The sequence below is a fragment of the Pseudonocardia lacus genome (assembly GCF_018531445.1).
Classification (GTDB): Bacteria; Actinomycetota; Actinomycetes; order Mycobacteriales; family Pseudonocardiaceae; genus Pseudonocardia; species Pseudonocardia lacus.
The window spans coordinates 1-16,825 of sequence record NZ_JAHDTH010000189.1; the positions used below are offsets into that span (position 1 = coordinate 1).

Below are 16,825 nucleotides of genomic sequence, written 5' to 3' on the forward strand. Positions count from 1 at the left end.
GGGGCGACCCGGCTCGACGCGGTGGCCGAGGCCGCGGCCGGGGCGGCCGCCGCTGCGCTGCGCTCCACGACCCGCCAGCTGCCCGAGCTGGCCAGGGCCGGTGTCGTCGACGCCGGCGGGCTGGGCATCTACGTGGTGCTCGACGCGCTGGCGGCGCTGCTGGGCGGGCGGCCGGGCGCGGTCGAACTGCCGGCCGCCGCCGGCGCCGGGTCCGACGCGGTCTGCCACGTGCCGGCGCAGGAGGGCCAGCGGGAGGCCGACGAGTACGAGGTGATGTACCTGCTCGACGGCACCGACCAGGCCCGCGTCGACGTGCTGCGTGCCGCCCTCGACGGCATCGGCGACTCGGTCGCCGTCGTCGGCGACGGGGTGGGCGGTACCTGGAACGTGCACGTCCACTGCGCCGACGTCGGCGCCGTGATCGAGGCGGGGGTGGCCGCCGGGCGCCCGCACCGGATCAGCGTCGTGCGCTTCACCGACGCGCCGCCCGAGGTCGCCGCCGTCGGTCCGGGCGGGGGGTTCGAGCGGGAGCGGGCCGTCGTCATGGTGGTCGGGGCGCCGGAGGTGGCCGAGCTGGCCCGGTCCGCGGGCGCGCACGTCGTCGAGCGCGAGCAGGACGGCCCGGTCGAGGTCGGCGTGCTGCACGCCGCGCTGGTCGCCACCCGGGCCCGCCACGTCGTCCTGCTGCCCGACGACGTGGAGCTGACGGCCCCGGCGGAGCGGGCCGCGTCGATGGCCCGCCGCGACGGCCAGGAGGTCCTCGTGGTCCCGACGGCGTCGGTGCTGCAGGGGCTGTCCGCGCTGGCGGTGCACGACCCGGACCGGCGGGCGGGCGAGGACGTGGTGGCGATGGCCGAGGCCGCCGCGGGCACCCGGACCGCCGGGCTGCTGGTGGCCGAGTCCGAGGCGCTCACCTGGGTGGGCCGCTGCGAGCCCGGCGACGTGCTCGGGATCTCCGACGGCGAGGTGGTGCTGATCGCCCCGGACCTCGCTGTCGGTGCCCTGTGGTTGGCTCACCGCATGCTCACCGCGGGTGGCGAGATCGTCACGGCGCTGCTCGGCGCCGGGGCCGACGACGCGCTGGGCGAGGGGCTGGCCGCCGACCTGCGCCGCGCCCACCCCGAGGTCGACGTCGTGGTACACCGGGGCGGCCAGCACGACTACCCGCTCGTCCTGGGCGTGGAATGAGCCGGGATGAGCCGGGAATGAGCCGGAGCGGAACGAGGATGGCAGCGCAGGGATGACCGCGATCGACGCGCAGATCGACATGGACACGTCGCTGGTCGACGTGCTCGGCAAGAAGTCGGCCGACCTCCTGACGGCCCAGCTCGACCTCGCCACGGTGGGCGACCTCGTGCGCCACTACCCGCGCCGCTACGTCGACCGGGGCAAGCTCACCGACATCGCCGGCCTGGAGATCGGCGAGCACGTCACGGTCGTCGCCGAGGTCGAGCAGGCCACCCTGCGGCCGATGCGCGCGCGCTCGGGAACGCTGCTCGCCGTCGTCATCCGCGACGACCGCGGCGGCCGGCTGGACTGCACGTTCTTCAACGGCCACAAGCTCAAGAACGTGATCGTCCCGGGCGTGCGGGCGATGTTCGCCGGCAAGGTCGGCACGTTCAACCGGAAGCTGCAGCTGACCCACCCGCAGTTCGAGCCGCTGGACGAGGAGGAGAACGTCCGGCCGTTCATCTCGGTCTACCCGGCCACCGGCAAGATCAAGCCCGGCATGATCGCCCGCTGCGTCCGCCAGGTCCTCGACCTCCTCGACGACCCGACCGACCCGCTGCCCGAGTCGCTGCGCCGCCGTGAGGGGCTGGCCGAGCTGGGCCGGGCGCTGCGGCGCATCCACGTCCCGGAGACCGAGGCCGACATCCACGCGGCCAAGCACCGCCTCGTCTGGGACGAGGCGGTGGGCGTGCAACTGGCGCTGGCGCTGCGCCGTCAGGCCACGGTCTCGCGCCCGGCCCCGGCCTGCCCGCCGGTGCCCGGCGGCCTGCTCGACGCCTTCGACCAGCAGCTGCCGTTCACGCTCACCGAGGGCCAGCGGGCCGTCGGGGCCGAGATCGCGGCCGACCTGTCCCACCCGCACCCGATGAACCGGCTCGTGCAGGGCGACGTCGGCGCCGGCAAGACGATCGTCGCGCTGCGGGCGATGCTGCAGGTCGTCGACGCCGGCCAGCAGGCCGCGATGCTGGCGCCCACCGAGGTGCTGGCCGCGCAGCACGCCCGCTCGCTGCGCTCGATGCTGGGCGCGCTGGCGCAGGCCGGCGAGCTGGGCGCGGCCGAGCGCGCCACCAGGGTCACGCTGCTGACGGGCTCCCTGGGCGCCAAGGCGCGGCGCGCGGCGCTGCTGGAGGCGCAGTCCGGGGAGGCCGGCATCGTGGTCGGCACGCACGCGCTCATCCAGGACCACGTCGGCTTCGCCGACCTCGGCCTGGTGGTCGTCGACGAGCAGCACCGCTTCGGCGTCGAGCAGCGCGACGCGCTGCGCGGGCGGGGCGAGCGCGCCCCGCACATGCTCGTCATGACGGCCACGCCGATCCCGCGGACCGTCGCGATGACGGTCTACGGCGACCTGGAGGTCTCCACCCTCAAGGAGCTGCCGCGCGGGCGCTCCCCGGTCGCGACGACGGTCGTGCCGCTGGCGGAGAAGCCGCAGTGGTTCGAGCGCGTCTGGCGGCGGGTGAAGGAGGAGGTCGCGGCCGGCCACCAGGCCTACGTGGTGTTCCCGCGGGTCGGCGACGGCGAGAAGGCCGGCGACTCCGACCCCGACGCCGACCTGGTCGACCTCGACGCACCCGACGAGGGCGCCGCCCCCGACGACGGCGGGCGCCGCGCGCCGCTGGCCGTGCTCGACATCGCCCCGAAGCTCCGCGAGGGCGCGCTGGAGGGCCTGCGGTTGGGCGTCCTGCACGGCAAGCTGCCGCCCGACGAGAAGGACACCGTGATGCGCGCGTTCGAGGCCGCCGAGCTCGACGTGCTGCTGGCCACCACCGTCATCGAGGTCGGCGTCGACGTCCCCAACGCCACCGCCATGGTCATCCTCGACGCCGACCGGTTCGGCCTGTCCCAGCTGCACCAGCTGCGCGGGCGGGTCGGCCGCGGCTCGGCGCCGGGGGTCTGCCTCCTGGTCACCGACGTCCCGGAGGGCACCACCACCCGCGAGCGGCTCGACGCGGTGGCCGCCACCACCGACGGCTTCGAGCTGTCCCGGGTCGACCTGGAGCTGCGCCGCGAGGGCGACGTGCTGGGCGCGCTGCAGTCCGGGCGGCGCTCGGGGCTGCGGTTGCTCAGCCTGCTGCGCCACGAGGAGGTCATCCGCAAGGCGCAGGTCTACGCCACCGACATCGTCCAGCACGATCCCGGCCTCGCGGAGCACCCCGGTCTGGCGGCGCTGGTCGGCGAGACGGTCGGCGACGAGGAGCGGGCCGCCTACCTCGACAAGGTCTGAGCTACCGGATCTGGACTACGGGCTCCGACTCAGGCGGGCAGCTGGCCCCGGGCGGCCTCGTCGAGGGCGGCCTGGGCGGGCAGCGGAACGTGCAGCACGCCGGCCGCGTCCAGCTTGGTGAGCTCGGCGCGGGCGCGGGTGTAGGCGGCGAGGCGCTCGGGCTCGTTGTCGGAGTCGCGCGCGGTGGTGAGCAGCTTGATGATCCGTTCGACGGTGGCCCGCTCGGCGGGGTCGAGCCCGGAGAGCCGGATCCGCTCGGCGGCCTCGCGGGCGGCCCGCCACGCCCGTTCCGCGCGGTCGACGGCCGCGACGAACGCGGTGGCGTGCCCCGGGCCGGGGAAGGCGTCGGTGTCCAGGGCCTGGGCCTCGGCGAAGGCGTCGACGAACCGGCCGGTGCTGGGCACCGTCACGTCGGCCAGCGCGGGCAGGCGCAGCACCTGCATCGCGTCGCACTCGAAGGCGGCGTAGTCGGAGCGCAGGCGGTGGAACCGCTGCTGGGCGTGCGCCCAGACCCGGTCGGGTCGCGGCAGGGCGGCCTGCCGGCCGGGGAGGGGCGCGAGCCCGGCGCCACCGTGGCGCAGCTCGCGGCGGCGCCGGGCGCGGCGCCGGCCGACCCCGATCGCCACGGCGCCGACGACGAGCACCGGCAGCACGTTGACCAGCAGGAAGATGCCGGCCATGGTGATCCCGATGGCCAGCAGGCCGACCATCAGCCCCACCAGGACGGCGACGGGCAGCACCACCGCGACGGCGACGGGCCCCATCGAGCGGGAGCGCCCCGCGACCCGCGCGGGGCGGCGGCGGTGGGCGGTCGGGCTGAGGTGGTTCACCGGTCGTCGGCGCACCCCTCCTTGGTACCGGAACGAGGCCCGGCCGCGCAGCGTCCTCAGCGCAGTCTCAGCAGAAGCGCAGTCTCAGTAGGAGCGCAGTATCAGGAGGGCAGCTGGCCGCGGGCGGCCTCGTCCAGGGCGGCCTGGGCGGGCAGCGGCACGTGCAGCACACCGGCCTGGTCGAGCCTGCGCAGCTCGGCGCGGGCCAGGGCGTAGGCGGCCAGGCGCTCGGGCTCGCTGTCGGAGTCGCGCGCGGTGGTGAGCAGCTTGACCACGCGGTCCACCCGGGCCCGCTCGCCCGGCGACAGCGTGGAGTGCCGGATGCGCTCGGCGGCGTCGCGCGCGGCGCCCCAGGCGCGCTCGGCCGCGTCCACGGCCGCCACGAACCGCTCGGCGTGCTCGGAGCCCGGGAAAGCGTCGGTGTCGAGGGCCTGTGCCTCGGCGAAGGCGTCGACGAACCGGGCGGTGCTGGGCACGGACACGTCGGCGAGCGCGGGTAGCCGCAGGACCTGCATGGGGTCGCACTCGTAGGCGGCGTAGCCGCCGCGCAGCGCCCCGAACCGCTCCCGGGCCCGCGTCCACCGCTGGTCGGACGGCGGGGGAGGCGGGGGCAGCGGGGGCGCCGCCGCGGCGGCGGAGGCGGCCACCGCGCGCAGCGCCGTGACGCGGTTGAGCGCGACGAGCGCGAACAGGATGCCGACCAGCCCGATGCCGGGCGAGAACGGGCCGGCCGTCGCCGCCGAGACGACGATCACCATCGCCAGGATCACCGTGGCGTGCACCAGCGGCGCCGCGCGCCGGGGCGGCCCGTGCGGGCCCGATCGGTGCGACCGCACCCGGTGGCGCTGGCGCCGGCGCCGGGCGGCCTCCTCACGCAGCCGGCGCCCGTCCTCGAACGCGCGGAGGTCCCGCGGGCGGAACCGGGCCGGATCGTGACGCACATCTCCTTGGTACCGGACGAGGGCCGTGAACGGCACCCGTTCGGGGCGGCGGGATCGGCCCCGGTCAGCCGCGCTGGCGGGCGATCCCGCGCTCGCCGCGCCGCCCGGACCGGGCGAACTGGACGTGGCGGACCACCACGAGCGCCGCCGCCGCCCCGACCACCAGCAGCATCACCACGCCCGCCTTGGCCTCCATCACCAGGCCCAGCACCACCAGCAGCGTGAGCACCAGCAGCACGTCGGCCGCGACGAGCAGCACGATCGTCGCGGCCCTGCTGCCTGCGTCGTCCACCGAGCGCGGGTCACCCACGCGACATTCGTACCGCCTCCTCCGGAACGGGTGACGGCCGCCCCTCCGTTCCGCGACCGCGGCTGCGGCGCGTCAGGGTGGCAGCGCGCGCCGCGCGGCCGCGTCCAGGGCCGCCTGCGCGGGCATCGGCACGTGGACGACGCCGGCGGCGTCGAGCCGGCCCAGCTCGGCACGGGCGCGGGCGTGGGCGAGGCGGCGCTCGGGCTCGTTGTCGGAGTCGCGCGCGGTGGTGAGCAGCTTGACCACCCGCTCGACGGCGGCCCGCTCGGCGGGGTCGATGCCCTGCAGCCGGATGCGCTCGGCGGCGTCCACGGCGGCCCGCCAGGCCCGCTCGGCGCCGTCCGCGGCCTCGGTGAACGCCTCGCCGATCGGCGCGCCGGGGTAGCGGTCGGTGAGCAGGGCCTGCGCGGCGGCGAAGGCGTCGACGAAGCGCGCCGTGCTGGGCACCGAGACGTCGGTCAGCGCGGGCAGCCGCAGCACCTCCAGCGGGTCGCACTCGACGCGGGAGTACTCGGCCCGCACCCCGGCGAACCGCTCCCGCGCGGCCTCCCACGCGGCCTCCGGGGCCACCGGCGGCGGGTCGTCCCCGGCCTCGTCGTCGCCGTGGTCCTCGTCGTCCGCGCCCTCCCCGGCACCGGACGCCGCGAGGGCGCGCCGCGACCGCTGGTTGAGGGCGACGGCGACCGCGGCGCACAGCGGGACCACCATCGTGGCGACCACCCCCGCGGTCGCCGAGTGGGTGAGGACCAAGGTGGCCACGAAGATGACGGGCAGTACGGCGAGGCCGCCGATGACCGCGAGGCAGCCCACCAGCGCCGACCCGCCCGTGCCGCTGTCCGGCGCGCTCGGTGGCCCGCGCCTCGGTGTCGCGCTCGGCCGGTCGGGCGGTCGTCGCTCGGCCGCCCCTCCTCCCGCAGGAGGTTCCCCCTCGTTCCCCCGCACCCCTCCTTGGTACCGGAAGCGTGACGCGCTTCGCGCGGTCCGCGACCACCACCGCCGGTAACGTTCCGGCTGCCGCTCGCCCGTCGCAGGTCAGGAGCCCGTGTGTTCCAGAAGTTGCTGGTCGCCAACCGTGGAGAGATCGCCATCCGGGCGTTCCGCGCCGCTTACGAGCTGGGCGTCTCGACGGTGGCGGTGTTCCCGTACGAGGACCGCAACTCGCTGCACCGGGCGAAGGCCGACGAGTCGTACCTGATCGGGGAGCGCGGCCACCCGGTGCGCGCCTACCTCGACGTCGACGAGGTCATCCGGGCCGCGCGCAAGGCCGGCGCCGACGCCGTCTACCCCGGCTACGGGTTCCTGTCGGAGAACCCCGACCTGGCCCAGGCCTGCGAGGACGCCGGGATCACGTTCGTGGGGCCGCCCACCAGGGTGCTCGACCTGACCGGCAACAAGGCCAGGGCGATCAAAGCGGCGCGCGAGGCGGGCGTGGCTGTGCTGCGCTCGTCGGAGCCGTCGACGGACGTCGACGCGCTGCTCGACGCCGCCTCCGACATCGGCTTCCCGGTGTTCGTCAAGGCGGTCGCCGGTGGTGGCGGCCGGGGCATGCGCCGGGTGGGCGAGCCCGCCGAGCTGCGCGACGCGATCGAGGCCGCGATGCGCGAGGCGGAGTCGGCGTTCGGCGACCCGACCGTCTACGTCGAGCAGGCCGTGGTCAACCCGCGCCACATCGAGGTGCAGATCCTGGCCGACGGCGAGGGCAACGTCGCGCACCTCTACGAACGCGACTGCTCGGTGCAGCGGCGCCACCAGAAGGTCATCGAGATCGCCCCGGCGCCCGACCTGGACCCGCGGTCGCGCGAGCGGATCTGCGCCGACGCGGTCGCGTTCGCCCGCCACATCGGCTACGTCAACGCCGGCACCGTCGAGTTCCTGCTCGACGAGCGCGGCGAGCACGTGTTCATCGAGATGAACCCGCGCATCCAGGTCGAGCACACGGTCACCGAGCAGGTCACCGACCGCGACCTGGTCATCGCCCAGCTGCGCATCGCCTCCGGGATGACCCTGCCCGAGCTGCGCCTCACCCAGGACGAGGTGCGGCTCAACGGGGCGGCCCTGCAGTGCCGGGTGACCACCGAGGACCCGGCCAACGGCTTCCGGCCCGACACCGGCACGATCTCGGCCTACCGCTCGCCGGGCGGGCCGGGCGTGCGGCTGGACGGCGGCACCACGCACACCGGTGCCGAGGTCAGCGCGCACTTCGACTCGATGCTGGTCAAGCTGACCTGCTACGGCCACGACTTCCCCAACGCGGTGCGCCGGGCGCGGCGGGCGATCGCGGAGTTCCGGATCCGCGGGGTGTCGTCGAACCTGCCGTTCCTGGCCGCCGTGCTCGACGACCCCGACTTCCAGGCCGGCCGGGTGACCACGAGCTTCATCGACGACCGCCCGCAGCTGGTGCGCGCCCGCCAGTCCGCCGACCGCGGCAGCCGCATCCTCAGCTACCTCGCCGACATCACGGTCAACCAGCCCAACGGCGCGCGGCCGCAGGTGATCGAGCCGGTCGACAAGCTGCCCGCCGTCGACCTGTCCGCCGCCGCGCCGCCGGGCTCCCGCCAGCTGCTGCGCGAGCTCGGCCCCGAGGGCTTCGCCCGCCGGCTGCGCGACCAGACCCCGGTCGCGGTGACCGACACGACCTTCCGCGACGCCCACCAGTCGCTGCTGGCCACCCGGGTGCGCACGCGCGACCTGCTGGCCGTGGCCCCGTACGTCGCGCGGTCGGTGCCCCAGCTGCTGAGCCTGGAGTGCTGGGGCGGGGCCACCTACGACGTGGCGCTGCGCTTCCTGGCCGAGGACCCGTGGGAGCGGCTGGCCGCCCTCAGCGAGGCCGTGCCCAACATCTGCACGCAGATGCTGCTGCGCGGGCGCAACACCGTCGGCTACACGCCGTACCCGACCGAGGTCACCGACGCCTTCGTCTCCGAGGCCGCGAAGACCGGGATGGACATCTTCCGCATCTTCGACGCGCTCAACGACGTCGCCCAGATGCGCCCGGCCATCGACGCGGTCCGGGCGACCGGTACTGCCGTCGCCGAGGTCGCGCTCTGCTACACCGGCGACCTGTCCGACCCGGGGGAGCGGCTCTACACCCTCGACTACTACCTGCGCCTGGCCGAGCAGATCGTCGACGCCGGCGCGCACGTGCTGGCCATCAAGGACATGGCCGGGCTGCTGCGCCCGCCCGCGGCGCGCCGGCTGGTCACCGCGCTGCGCGAGCGCTTCGACCTGCCCGTGCACCTGCACACCCACGACACCGCGGGCGGCCAGCTGGCCACGCTCGTCGCGGCCATCGACGCCGGCGTGGACGCCGTCGACGGGGCGGTGGCCAGCATGGCCGGCACGACCAGCCAGCCGTCGCTGTCGGCGCTGGTCGCCGCCACCGACCACACCGAGCGGGCCACCGGGCTGCGGCTGCAGGCCGTGGGCGACCTGGAGCCCTACTGGGAGGCGGTGCGCAAGGTCTACGCGCCGTTCGAGTCGGGGCTGGCCTCGCCGACCGGGCGCGTCTACCACCACGAGATCCCCGGCGGGCAGCTGTCCAACCTGCGCCAGCAGGCGATCGCGCTGGGCCTGGGCGACCGCTTCGAGCTGATCGAGGACCTCTACGCGGCGGCCGACCGGATGCTCGGCCGGCTGGTGAAGGTCACCCCGTCGTCGAAGGTCGTCGGTGACCTGGCGCTGCACCTGGTCGGCGCCGGGGTCTCGGCGGAGGACTTCGAGGCCGAGCCGGGCAGGTTCGACGTGCCCGACTCGGTGATCGGGTTCCTGCGCGGCGAGCTGGGCGACCCGCCCGGCGGCTGGCCGGAGCCGTTCCGGACCCGTGCGCTGGAGGGCCGCCCGCCGGAGAAGCACGAGCCGGAGCTGACCATCGAGGACCGCCGCGGCCTGCGCGACGACCGGCGCGCCACCCTCAACCGGCTGCTGTTCCCCGGCCCCACCCAGGAGTACCTCGGCCACGTCGAGGCCCACGGCCGTACTGCGGTGCTGTCCACCAAGGACTTCCTCTACGGGCTCGAACCCGAGACCGAGCACACGGTCGAGCTCGAACCCGGGGTCATCCTGCTGATCACCCTGGAGGCCATCTCCGAGCCCGACGAGCGCGGCTACCGCAACGTGATGGCCACGCTCAACGGCCAGATGCGCCCGGTGTCGGTGCGCGACCAGGCGGTCGCCACCGACGTCAAGGCCGCGGAGAAGGCCGACCGCTCCGACCCGCGCCAGATCGCCGCCCCGTTCGCCGGGGTCGTCACGCTGCAGGTCGGCGAGGGCGACGCCGTGCAGAGCGGGCAGACCGTGGCGACGATCGAGGCGATGAAGATGGAGGCTTCGATCACCGCGCAGCGGGCGGGGAAGGTGGCCCGGCTGGCGATCGGCCAGGTGCAGCAGGTGGAGGGCGGCGACCTGCTGCTGGAGCTGGCCGACTGAGCCCGGTCACCCCGCGAAGCGGCTCACCGCGTCGGGCTCGATGACGACGCGGACCCACCGCTGGTCCAGCATCGCGGCGAGCTCGGCGGCCCGGGCCGGGTCGTCGAGGTCCCAGTAGCGGGCGCCGAGGCGCGCGCACAGGTCATGGCCCCCGTCGGGTTCCACGCGGGCGCGCCCGGCGACCGACACCCAGTGCTCGCGCTCGCCCACCGGGGCGGCGACGACGAGCGAGGCGCGGGGGTCGCGGCGCAGGCGGCGGACCTTGACCGAGTCCGGGGCGGTGAACAACTGGACCGCACCGGATCCGGTGACCTCGAACCACACCGGCCGGGGTTGGGGCGGGACCGGGCCCCCGGCCACGGTCAGGAACCCGTGCAGGGGGCGGCGGAGGAACTCGAGGTCCTGGTCGGTCGGCGAAGCGGTGCTCATCAGGGTCCTTCCGGTGGGGGACGGGTCGATCGGACGATCATCGCCGCCAGGCGCCCGCCGCGGCGGCCCGCACGACGTAGTCCTCGAAGGCCCGGGGCGCCCGCCCCAGCACGGCGGCGACGTCGTCGGTGGCCTCGGCCAGCAGCCCCTTCTCCATCAGCACGAACATCTCGGCGACGTGGTGGGCGTCGTCCTCGCCCGCGCCCGCCTCGACCAGCGCGGCCGCGTACTCGGCGGGGGTGACCCGACGGTAGGCGATCGGCAGGCCGCCGGCCCGCGAGATCTGCTCCACGGCTTCGGCGAAGGTGAGCGCGCGCGGCCCGGTCAGCTCATAGACGCGCCCGAGGTGCCGGTCGGGATCGGCCAGCACCGCGGCCGCGACGTCGGCGACGTCCTCGACGTCGACGAACGGCTCGGGCACCTCGCCGGCCGGCAGCGCCAGCTCGCCGGCGACGAGCGGGGCGTGGAAGAGGTCCTCGTCGAAGTTCTGGTCGAAGTTCGACGCGCGCAGGACGGTCCAGCCCAGCGCCGAGCCGCGCACGGCGTCCTCGGCCGAGCGCATGTCCAGCCCGAACGTCGAGTCGCCCCAGGTGTCGGCGCCCCGCCCGGACAGCAGGACCACGTGCTTGACGCCGGCGGCCTCGGCCCGGGCCACGAACTCGTGCGCGGGGCCGGGGACGCTCGGGGCCACCAGGTAGACCGAGGTGGCGCCGCGCAGGGCCGCGTCCCAGCCGGTCGGGTCGGACCAGTCGAACCGGACCGCGCTGGAGCGCGAGGCGGCACGCACGGGGGTGCCGTTCAGCCGCAGCCGTGCGGCGACGCGCCGGCCGGTCTTGCCGGTGGCGCCCAGGACGAGGGTGCTGTCGTTGCTCATGACCCCATCCAACGGGCCGAGCTCGGACGGATCCATAGGTGAGAGGCCGGATCTCCTGTGTCATCGTCCAAATCCGGGCTAGCCTCGCCGGGTGGACGTGTTCGACGACCTCTGCCGGGGAGTGCGGGCGCAGGGCTCGCTGTTCGGCAGCTCGACCCTCACCCCGCCGTGGTCGCTGCACTTCGTCGACGGCGCGCCGCTGACGCTGTGCACCCTGCTGAGCGGGTCGGGCTGGATCGTGGCCGAGGACCACCCGCCGCAGCGGCTGCGCGCCCGCGAGACGGTCGTCGTGCGCGGGCCCGCGACGTTCCGCTTCGTCGACGAGGTCGACACCGGCGCCGAGCCGGTCTCCTGCGGCGAGCACTGCGCGACGCCCGAGCAGGGCGGCACCCGACACCGGCTGGGCTGGACCGACTGCGGCGAGGGCGCGACCACCCTGGTCGTCGCCGCCTACCCGGTGCGCGGCGAGATCAGCCGGCCGCTGCTGGACGCGCTGCCCGTCGTGCTGCGCGTGGACGCGGGCGGCGCGGACGACCCCGTGCTGGACCACCTGGCCGCCGAGGTCGCCGTCGACGCCCCGGGCCAGCAGGTGGTGCTCGACCGGCTGCTGGACTGGATGCTGGTCTGCACGCTGCGCGCCTGGTTCGACCGCCCCGGCGGCGAACCCCCACGCTGGTGGGCCGCCCAGCGCGACCCGGTCGTCGGCGGCGCGCTGCGCCTGCTGCACGCCGAACCGGCCGCGCCGTGGACGGTCTCCACCCTGGCCGACCGCGCCGGGGTGTCGCGCTCGACGCTGGCCAAGCGGTTCACCGACCTGGTCGGCGAGCCCCCGCTGACCTACCTCACCCGCCGGCGCATGACGCTCGCGGCCGACCTGCTGGTCGAGCGGCAGGCGGCGACGGTGGCCGAGGTGGCCCGCGCCGTCGGCTACGCCGACCCGTTCGGCTTCAGCGCGGCGTTCAAGCGGGTCCGGGGCGCCAACCCGAGCGAGTACCGGCGCACCGCGACCGCGCCGCTCGTCCCGTCGGGGTCGTGAGGGAGCGGGGGAGCGCTCGGGTGGCAGACTCGGCGCCCGTGCCCGCCGCCGCCACCTCCCGCCCGTGACCCGCATCGTGGCCGGCGTGGCCGGCGGCCGGCGCCTCACCGTGCCGCCGAAGGGCACCCGGCCCACCTCCGACCGGGTCCGCGAAGCGCTGTTCTCCGCCCTCGTCGCCGACCCCGGCCTGGACGGCGCCGCGGTGCTCGACCTGTGCGCCGGTTCCGGGGCGTTGGGGCTGGAGGCGCTGTCGCGGGGGGCCGCGCACGCCCTGTTCGTCGAGTCCGACCGGCGCGCCGCGGACGTCCTGCGGCGCAACGTGGCCGCGGTCGGGCTGCCGGGCGCGGTGGTGCGGGTCGCCCCGGCGGCCGCCGTGCTGGGCGCACCGGCCGAGCGCGGCTACGACGTCGTGCTCGTCGACCCGCCCTACGAGCTGGCCGACACCGAGATCACCGGCTGGCTCGCCGCCGCGGCGCGGCACGGCTGGCTGGCCGAGGACGCCGTGGTCGTCGTCGAGCGCCGCGCGGCCCGCCGGCCGTTCGAGTGGCCCCCGCCGCTGGCCGGCGCGCGCGAGCGCCGCTACGGCGACACCGTCCTGCACGTCGCCCGGCACGACCCGGCCGGTTGAGATCACACGGGACGGGCGCTCGCAGCTGTTAGCGTCGGCGCCCATGAGGCGTGCGGTGTGCCCCGGCTCCTTCGACCCGCCCACCAACGGCCATCTCGACGTCGTCGGACGGGCAGCGCAGCTGTTCGACGAGGTCGTCGTCGCCGTGCTGGTGAACAAGAGCAAGAAGAGCCTGTTCACCGTCGACGAGCGGATGGACATGCTGGCCGAGGTCGTCAAGCCGTGGCCGAACGTCGTCATCGGCTCGTTCCACGGCCTGCTCGTCGACTACTGCCGCGACCACGACATCCGCGCCATCGTGAAGGGCCTGCGGGCGGTCACCGACTTCGACTACGAGCTGCAGATGGCCCAGATGAACCAGCGGCTCTCCGGCGTCGACACGCTGTTCATGTCGACCAGCCCCGAGTACAGCTTCGTGTCCTCCTCCCTGGTGAAGGAGGTCGCCACCTACGGCGGCGACATCGCCCACCTGCTGCCCGACAGCGTGCACCGCAGGCTGCTGGGGCGCCTCGCCGAGCGGAGCTGACCCGGCCCACCGCACGGACACGCTGGTCGGGCGCAATCCGGCGCCCGGTCGCGCTGCGGTGCGAGAATGGCGGTCGTGTACCGGGTCTTCGAGTCGCTGGACGCGCTCGTCACGGTCGTCGAGGAGGCCCGCGGCGTCCCGATGACGGCCAACTGCGTCGTCCCCCGCGGCGACGTGCTGGAGCTGCTCGACGACGTCCGCGAGGCCTTCCCCGGCGAGCTCGACGACGCCCAGGACGTCCTCGACCGCCGCGACGAGCTGGTCGACGACGCCGCCCAGGAGGCCGAGCAGACCCGGGCCAGCGCCCGCGCCGACGCCGAGCAGATGCTCGCCGAGGCCCGCGCCGAGGCCGAACGCACGGTCGCCGAGGCCCGCGCGGAGGCCGAGCAGCTGCTCGCCCAGGCCCGCCACGACGCCGAGCGCACCGTCGCCGAGGGCCGCCACCACTACACCGAGCTGACCGACCGCGCCACGGCCGACGCCGAGCGCATCGCCCAGTCCGGCCGCGCCGCCCACGACCGCTACATCGCCGAGGGCCAGGCCGAGCAGGCCCGGCTGGTCTCGCAGACCGAGGTCGTGCGCGCGTCCCAGGCCGAGGCCACCCGCATCGTCGACGAGGCCGACGCGGAGGCCGACCGCCTGCGCCGCGAGTGCGACGGCTACGTCGACGCGAAGCTGGCCGAGTTCGAGGAGACCCTGACCAAGGCCCTGCGCACCGTCACCCGCGGCCGCAGCCACCTCTACCGCGGCCACCCCGCGCCGGTCCCGGGCGGTCGCACCGGCACCGGGATGGACCTGATCGACTGATCACGGAGTGGTCCCGGCGTGCACCGGCAGTGATCGGCGCGCCCCCGATCGGGGTAGGCTCCCGGCGTGGTGCGGCAACAACCCGAGCCGGATCCGTCGTCCTGGTGGGACCGCTACGGCCATCGGGTCGCCGCCGGCCACGACCGTGCGGGGACGGGACGATCCGGGGGCACTGTGCACGAGAACGGCTCGGCTGCGGCCGACAGCGGCGGGAACCCCGCCGTGGAGACGACGACCGCCACGGCCGTCGACGACAGCACCGCGACCGGGGCGGACGAGCCCGCCCGCGAGGAGTTGACCGGCGACAGCATCCTGCGCACCCGCCCCGACGAGCCCTCCTTCGGGTGGCGCCGCGCGCTGCTGCGGGCCACCGGCGGACTGGTCAACCCCGGCCCGGGACCCGAGGAGCTGCGCCGCCGTGACGTGATGCACCGCATCCGCCGCCCGCTCGTGCAGTCCCACCGCATCGCCGTCACCTCCATCAAGGGCGGCGTCGGCAAGACGACGGTGTCGACCCTGCTCGGCCTGGTCATGGCCGAGCACCGGGGCGACCGGGTGATCGCGCTGGACGCCAACCCCGACGCCGGCACCCTGGCCGAGCGGCTCACCGGCGAGTCGTCGGTGACGGTCCGCGAACTGCTGCGCGACCTGCACCGCATCGATTCCTGGACCGAGGTCTCGCGCTACACGAGCCTGGCCGGGCGGCTGCAGGTGCTGGCCTCCGAGCAGGACCCGGCCGCGGGCGACGCCTTCAACCGCCAGGAGTACGAGCAGATCTGCGCCCTGCTCGACCGCTTCTTCAACGTCATCATCACCGACTCGGGCACCGGGCTGGTGCACTCGGCGATGGAGGGCACGCTGAAGCTGGCCGACAGCGTCATCATCGTGGGCGCCCCCACCGTCGACGGCGCCGGCCGCGCCGCCAAGACGCTGGACTGGATGCACGCCCACGGGCACGGCTCGCTCGCCGCCGACGCCGTCACGGTGCTCTCCTGCGACCGCACCAGCGTCGACGTCGACCTGCCCCGCATCCGCGAGCACTTCGCCACCCGGTGCCGGGCCGTCATCGAGATCCCGCACGACCCGCACCTGGCCACCGGCGGGCGCGTCAGCCTCGACCGGCTTCGGCCCCGCACGCGCGAGGCCGCCTACGAACTGGCCGCCGTCATGGCGGACCGGTTCGTGCCGTGACCGGCACCACCGACCAGCCCCCCACCAGCGCGGCCGCCCTCACCGAGGACGCCATCGTCCGGTTCCGCGGCGACCGCCCCCGGCGCGGCTGGCGGCGGGCGGTGCTCCGGCTGAGCGGCGGGCTGGTCAACCCCGGCGTGGGGCCGGAGGAGGCGCTGCGCCAGCAGTGGCGGGCGCGCATCCGTAGCCCGCTGCGCGGACCCCACCGCATCGCCGTCGGGTCGATCAAGGGCGGGGTCGGAAAGACGACTGTCGCCGCCTGCCTCGGACTCGTGCTGGCCGAGAACCGCGGCGACCGGGTCGCCGTGCTCGACGCGGACACCGACGCCGGCACCCTGGCCGACCGGCTCGGCGTCGACCCCACCGAGTCGATCCGCAGCCTGGTCGACTTCGCGGCCGCGCAGCCCGGCCCCGTCACCGCGCTCACCGACGTGGCCCCCTACCTCGGGCTCGCCGGGCGCCTGCACGTGCTCGCCTCCGACCAGAGCCCCACGGTCAGCGAGGCGCTCGCCCGGGCCGACTACGAGCGGGCGGGCGAGGTGCTCGCCCGCTTCCACGACATCCTCGTCACCGACTCGGGCACCGGCATGGTGCACCCGGTCATGCGCGCCACGCTCGCCGCCGCCGACGGTCTCGTGGTCGTCGGCAGCCCCACCGTGGACGGCGCCAGCCGGGCCGCCCAGACGCTGGACTGGCTCTACGCCCACGACCTCGACCACCTCGCCGCGGACGCCGTGGTCGCCCTCTCGATGGACCGCACCAGCGATGCCGTCGACCTGCGCCGGGTGCGCGAGCACTTCGCCCGGCGGTGCCGGGCGGTGGTGGAGGTGCCCCACGACCCCCACCTGGCCGCCGGGGCCGTGATCGAACCCGCCCGCCTGGCCCAGCCGACGCTGGACGCGTTCCTGGAGATCGCGGCGCTGCTGGCCGACCGGTTCCGCGGCGCGGCGCCGCCCCCGCAGGTCTGACGCCTGCACCTCCGACGGCCTGCACCTCCGACGGCCTGCACCTCCGACGGCCTGCACCTCCGACGGCCTGCACCTCCGACGGCCTGCACCTCCGACGGCCCCGGAACGGCGACTGCCGCGCACCCCCCGGGTGCGCGGCAGTCGCTGATCGGTCCGCGGGCTCGCTGCCCGCCTCGTCCTGCCCGCCTAGTGCGTTGTCCACTTAGGTTCGCCGGTTTGGCGACACGCCGCCCGATGTCCCGAGGCTTATGTCGCGGTGCTCGCACCCTCGGTCCCGACAGCGAGCTGGGATCGAGGAGGAGGGGCAGGGGTGGCCGAGCCCGTCAAAGCGCGCCGGTTGACCGACCATGAAGGTCAACGGCTGACTCAGATCGTGCGCCGCGGGCGCGGGAACCCGATCCGGGTC

General features: G+C 75.5%; 15 protein-coding genes. 9 read left to right on the top strand and 6 right to left on the bottom strand.

The window, feature by feature from the left end:
* The coding region (locus tag KIK08_RS30250) for a DAK2 domain-containing protein (protein ID WP_214406714.1) at positions 1-1,188 on the top strand (1,188 nt) is incomplete at its 5' end.
* Between the two features lie 52 nt (positions 1,189-1,240).
* Positions 1,241-3,454 carry an ATP-dependent DNA helicase RecG gene (gene recG / locus KIK08_RS30255; RefSeq protein WP_214406715.1) on the top strand — a complete coding sequence of 738 codons (2,214 nt, stop codon included), beginning with the start codon at positions 1,241-1,243 and terminating at the stop codon, positions 3,452-3,454.
* A 29-nt stretch (positions 3,455-3,483) separates the two neighbouring features.
* Here the strand turns inward: recG and KIK08_RS30260 are convergent, their stop codons facing one another.
* From KIK08_RS30260 to KIK08_RS30275, 4 genes are all read right to left on the bottom strand, one after another.
* Complete coding sequence (locus KIK08_RS30260) at positions 3,484-4,299, bottom strand: hypothetical protein (RefSeq protein WP_214406716.1); 816 nt, start codon at positions 4,297-4,299, stop codon at positions 3,484-3,486.
* Positions 4,300-4,385: 86 nt separating this feature from the next.
* Complete coding sequence (locus KIK08_RS30265; protein WP_214406717.1) at positions 4,386-5,225, bottom strand: hypothetical protein; 840 nt, start codon at positions 5,223-5,225, stop codon at positions 4,386-4,388.
* 64 nt (positions 5,226-5,289) lie between these two features.
* Positions 5,290-5,535 carry a hypothetical protein gene (locus tag KIK08_RS30270; RefSeq protein ID WP_214406718.1) on the bottom strand — a complete coding sequence of 82 codons (246 nt, stop codon included), beginning with the start codon at positions 5,533-5,535 and terminating at the stop codon, positions 5,290-5,292.
* A 72-nt stretch (positions 5,536-5,607) separates the two neighbouring features.
* Positions 5,608-6,345: a hypothetical protein gene (locus KIK08_RS30275; protein ID WP_214406719.1), complete on the bottom strand. Its 738-nt coding sequence runs from the start codon at positions 6,343-6,345 to the stop codon at positions 5,608-5,610.
* 234 nt (positions 6,346-6,579) lie between these two features.
* Between KIK08_RS30275 and KIK08_RS30280 the strand changes: the two genes are divergently transcribed.
* Entirely contained in the window at positions 6,580-9,960 is a 3,381-nt protein-coding gene (locus KIK08_RS30280) for a pyruvate carboxylase (protein ID WP_214406720.1), read from the top strand.
* A gap of 6 nt (positions 9,961-9,966) precedes the next feature.
* On the opposite strand, the gene KIK08_RS30285 is transcribed toward KIK08_RS30280, so the two are convergent.
* Positions 9,967-10,389: a pyridoxamine 5'-phosphate oxidase family protein gene (locus KIK08_RS30285; RefSeq protein ID WP_214406721.1), complete on the bottom strand. Its 423-nt coding sequence runs from the start codon at positions 10,387-10,389 to the stop codon at positions 9,967-9,969.
* Between the two features lie 37 nt (positions 10,390-10,426).
* Positions 10,427-11,263: an NAD(P)H-binding protein gene (locus KIK08_RS30290; RefSeq protein WP_214406722.1), complete on the bottom strand. Its 837-nt coding sequence runs from the start codon at positions 11,261-11,263 to the stop codon at positions 10,427-10,429.
* Between the two features lie 91 nt (positions 11,264-11,354).
* Between KIK08_RS30290 and KIK08_RS30295 the strand changes: the two genes are divergently transcribed.
* From KIK08_RS30295 to KIK08_RS30320, 6 genes are all read left to right on the top strand, one after another.
* Positions 11,355-12,299 (top strand): AraC family transcriptional regulator, encoded by a 945-nt coding sequence (locus KIK08_RS30295; protein ID WP_214406723.1) that lies wholly within the window; start codon positions 11,355-11,357, stop codon positions 12,297-12,299.
* 64 nt (positions 12,300-12,363) lie between these two features.
* Positions 12,364-12,927, top strand: a complete 564-nt coding sequence (gene rsmD / locus KIK08_RS30300) for a 16S rRNA (guanine(966)-N(2))-methyltransferase RsmD (protein ID WP_214406724.1) — start codon at positions 12,364-12,366, stop codon at positions 12,925-12,927.
* A gap of 43 nt (positions 12,928-12,970) precedes the next feature.
* On the top strand, positions 12,971-13,453 hold the full coding sequence (coaD, locus tag KIK08_RS30305) for a pantetheine-phosphate adenylyltransferase (protein WP_214406725.1): 483 nt from the start codon (positions 12,971-12,973) through the stop codon (positions 13,451-13,453).
* Positions 13,454-13,528: 75 nt separating this feature from the next.
* Complete coding sequence (locus KIK08_RS30310) at positions 13,529-14,260, top strand: DivIVA domain-containing protein (RefSeq protein ID WP_214406728.1); 732 nt, start codon at positions 13,529-13,531, stop codon at positions 14,258-14,260.
* A 222-nt stretch (positions 14,261-14,482) separates the two neighbouring features.
* Entirely contained in the window at positions 14,483-15,451 is a 969-nt protein-coding gene (locus tag KIK08_RS30315; protein WP_214406726.1) for a MinD/ParA family ATP-binding protein, read from the top strand.
* On the top strand, positions 15,448-16,419 hold the full coding sequence (locus tag KIK08_RS30320) for a MinD/ParA family ATP-binding protein (protein WP_214406727.1): 972 nt from the start codon (positions 15,448-15,450) through the stop codon (positions 16,417-16,419). The genes KIK08_RS30315 and KIK08_RS30320 overlap by 4 nt, the downstream gene beginning before the upstream one ends.
* The last annotated feature ends 406 nt before the right edge of the window (positions 16,420-16,825 follow it).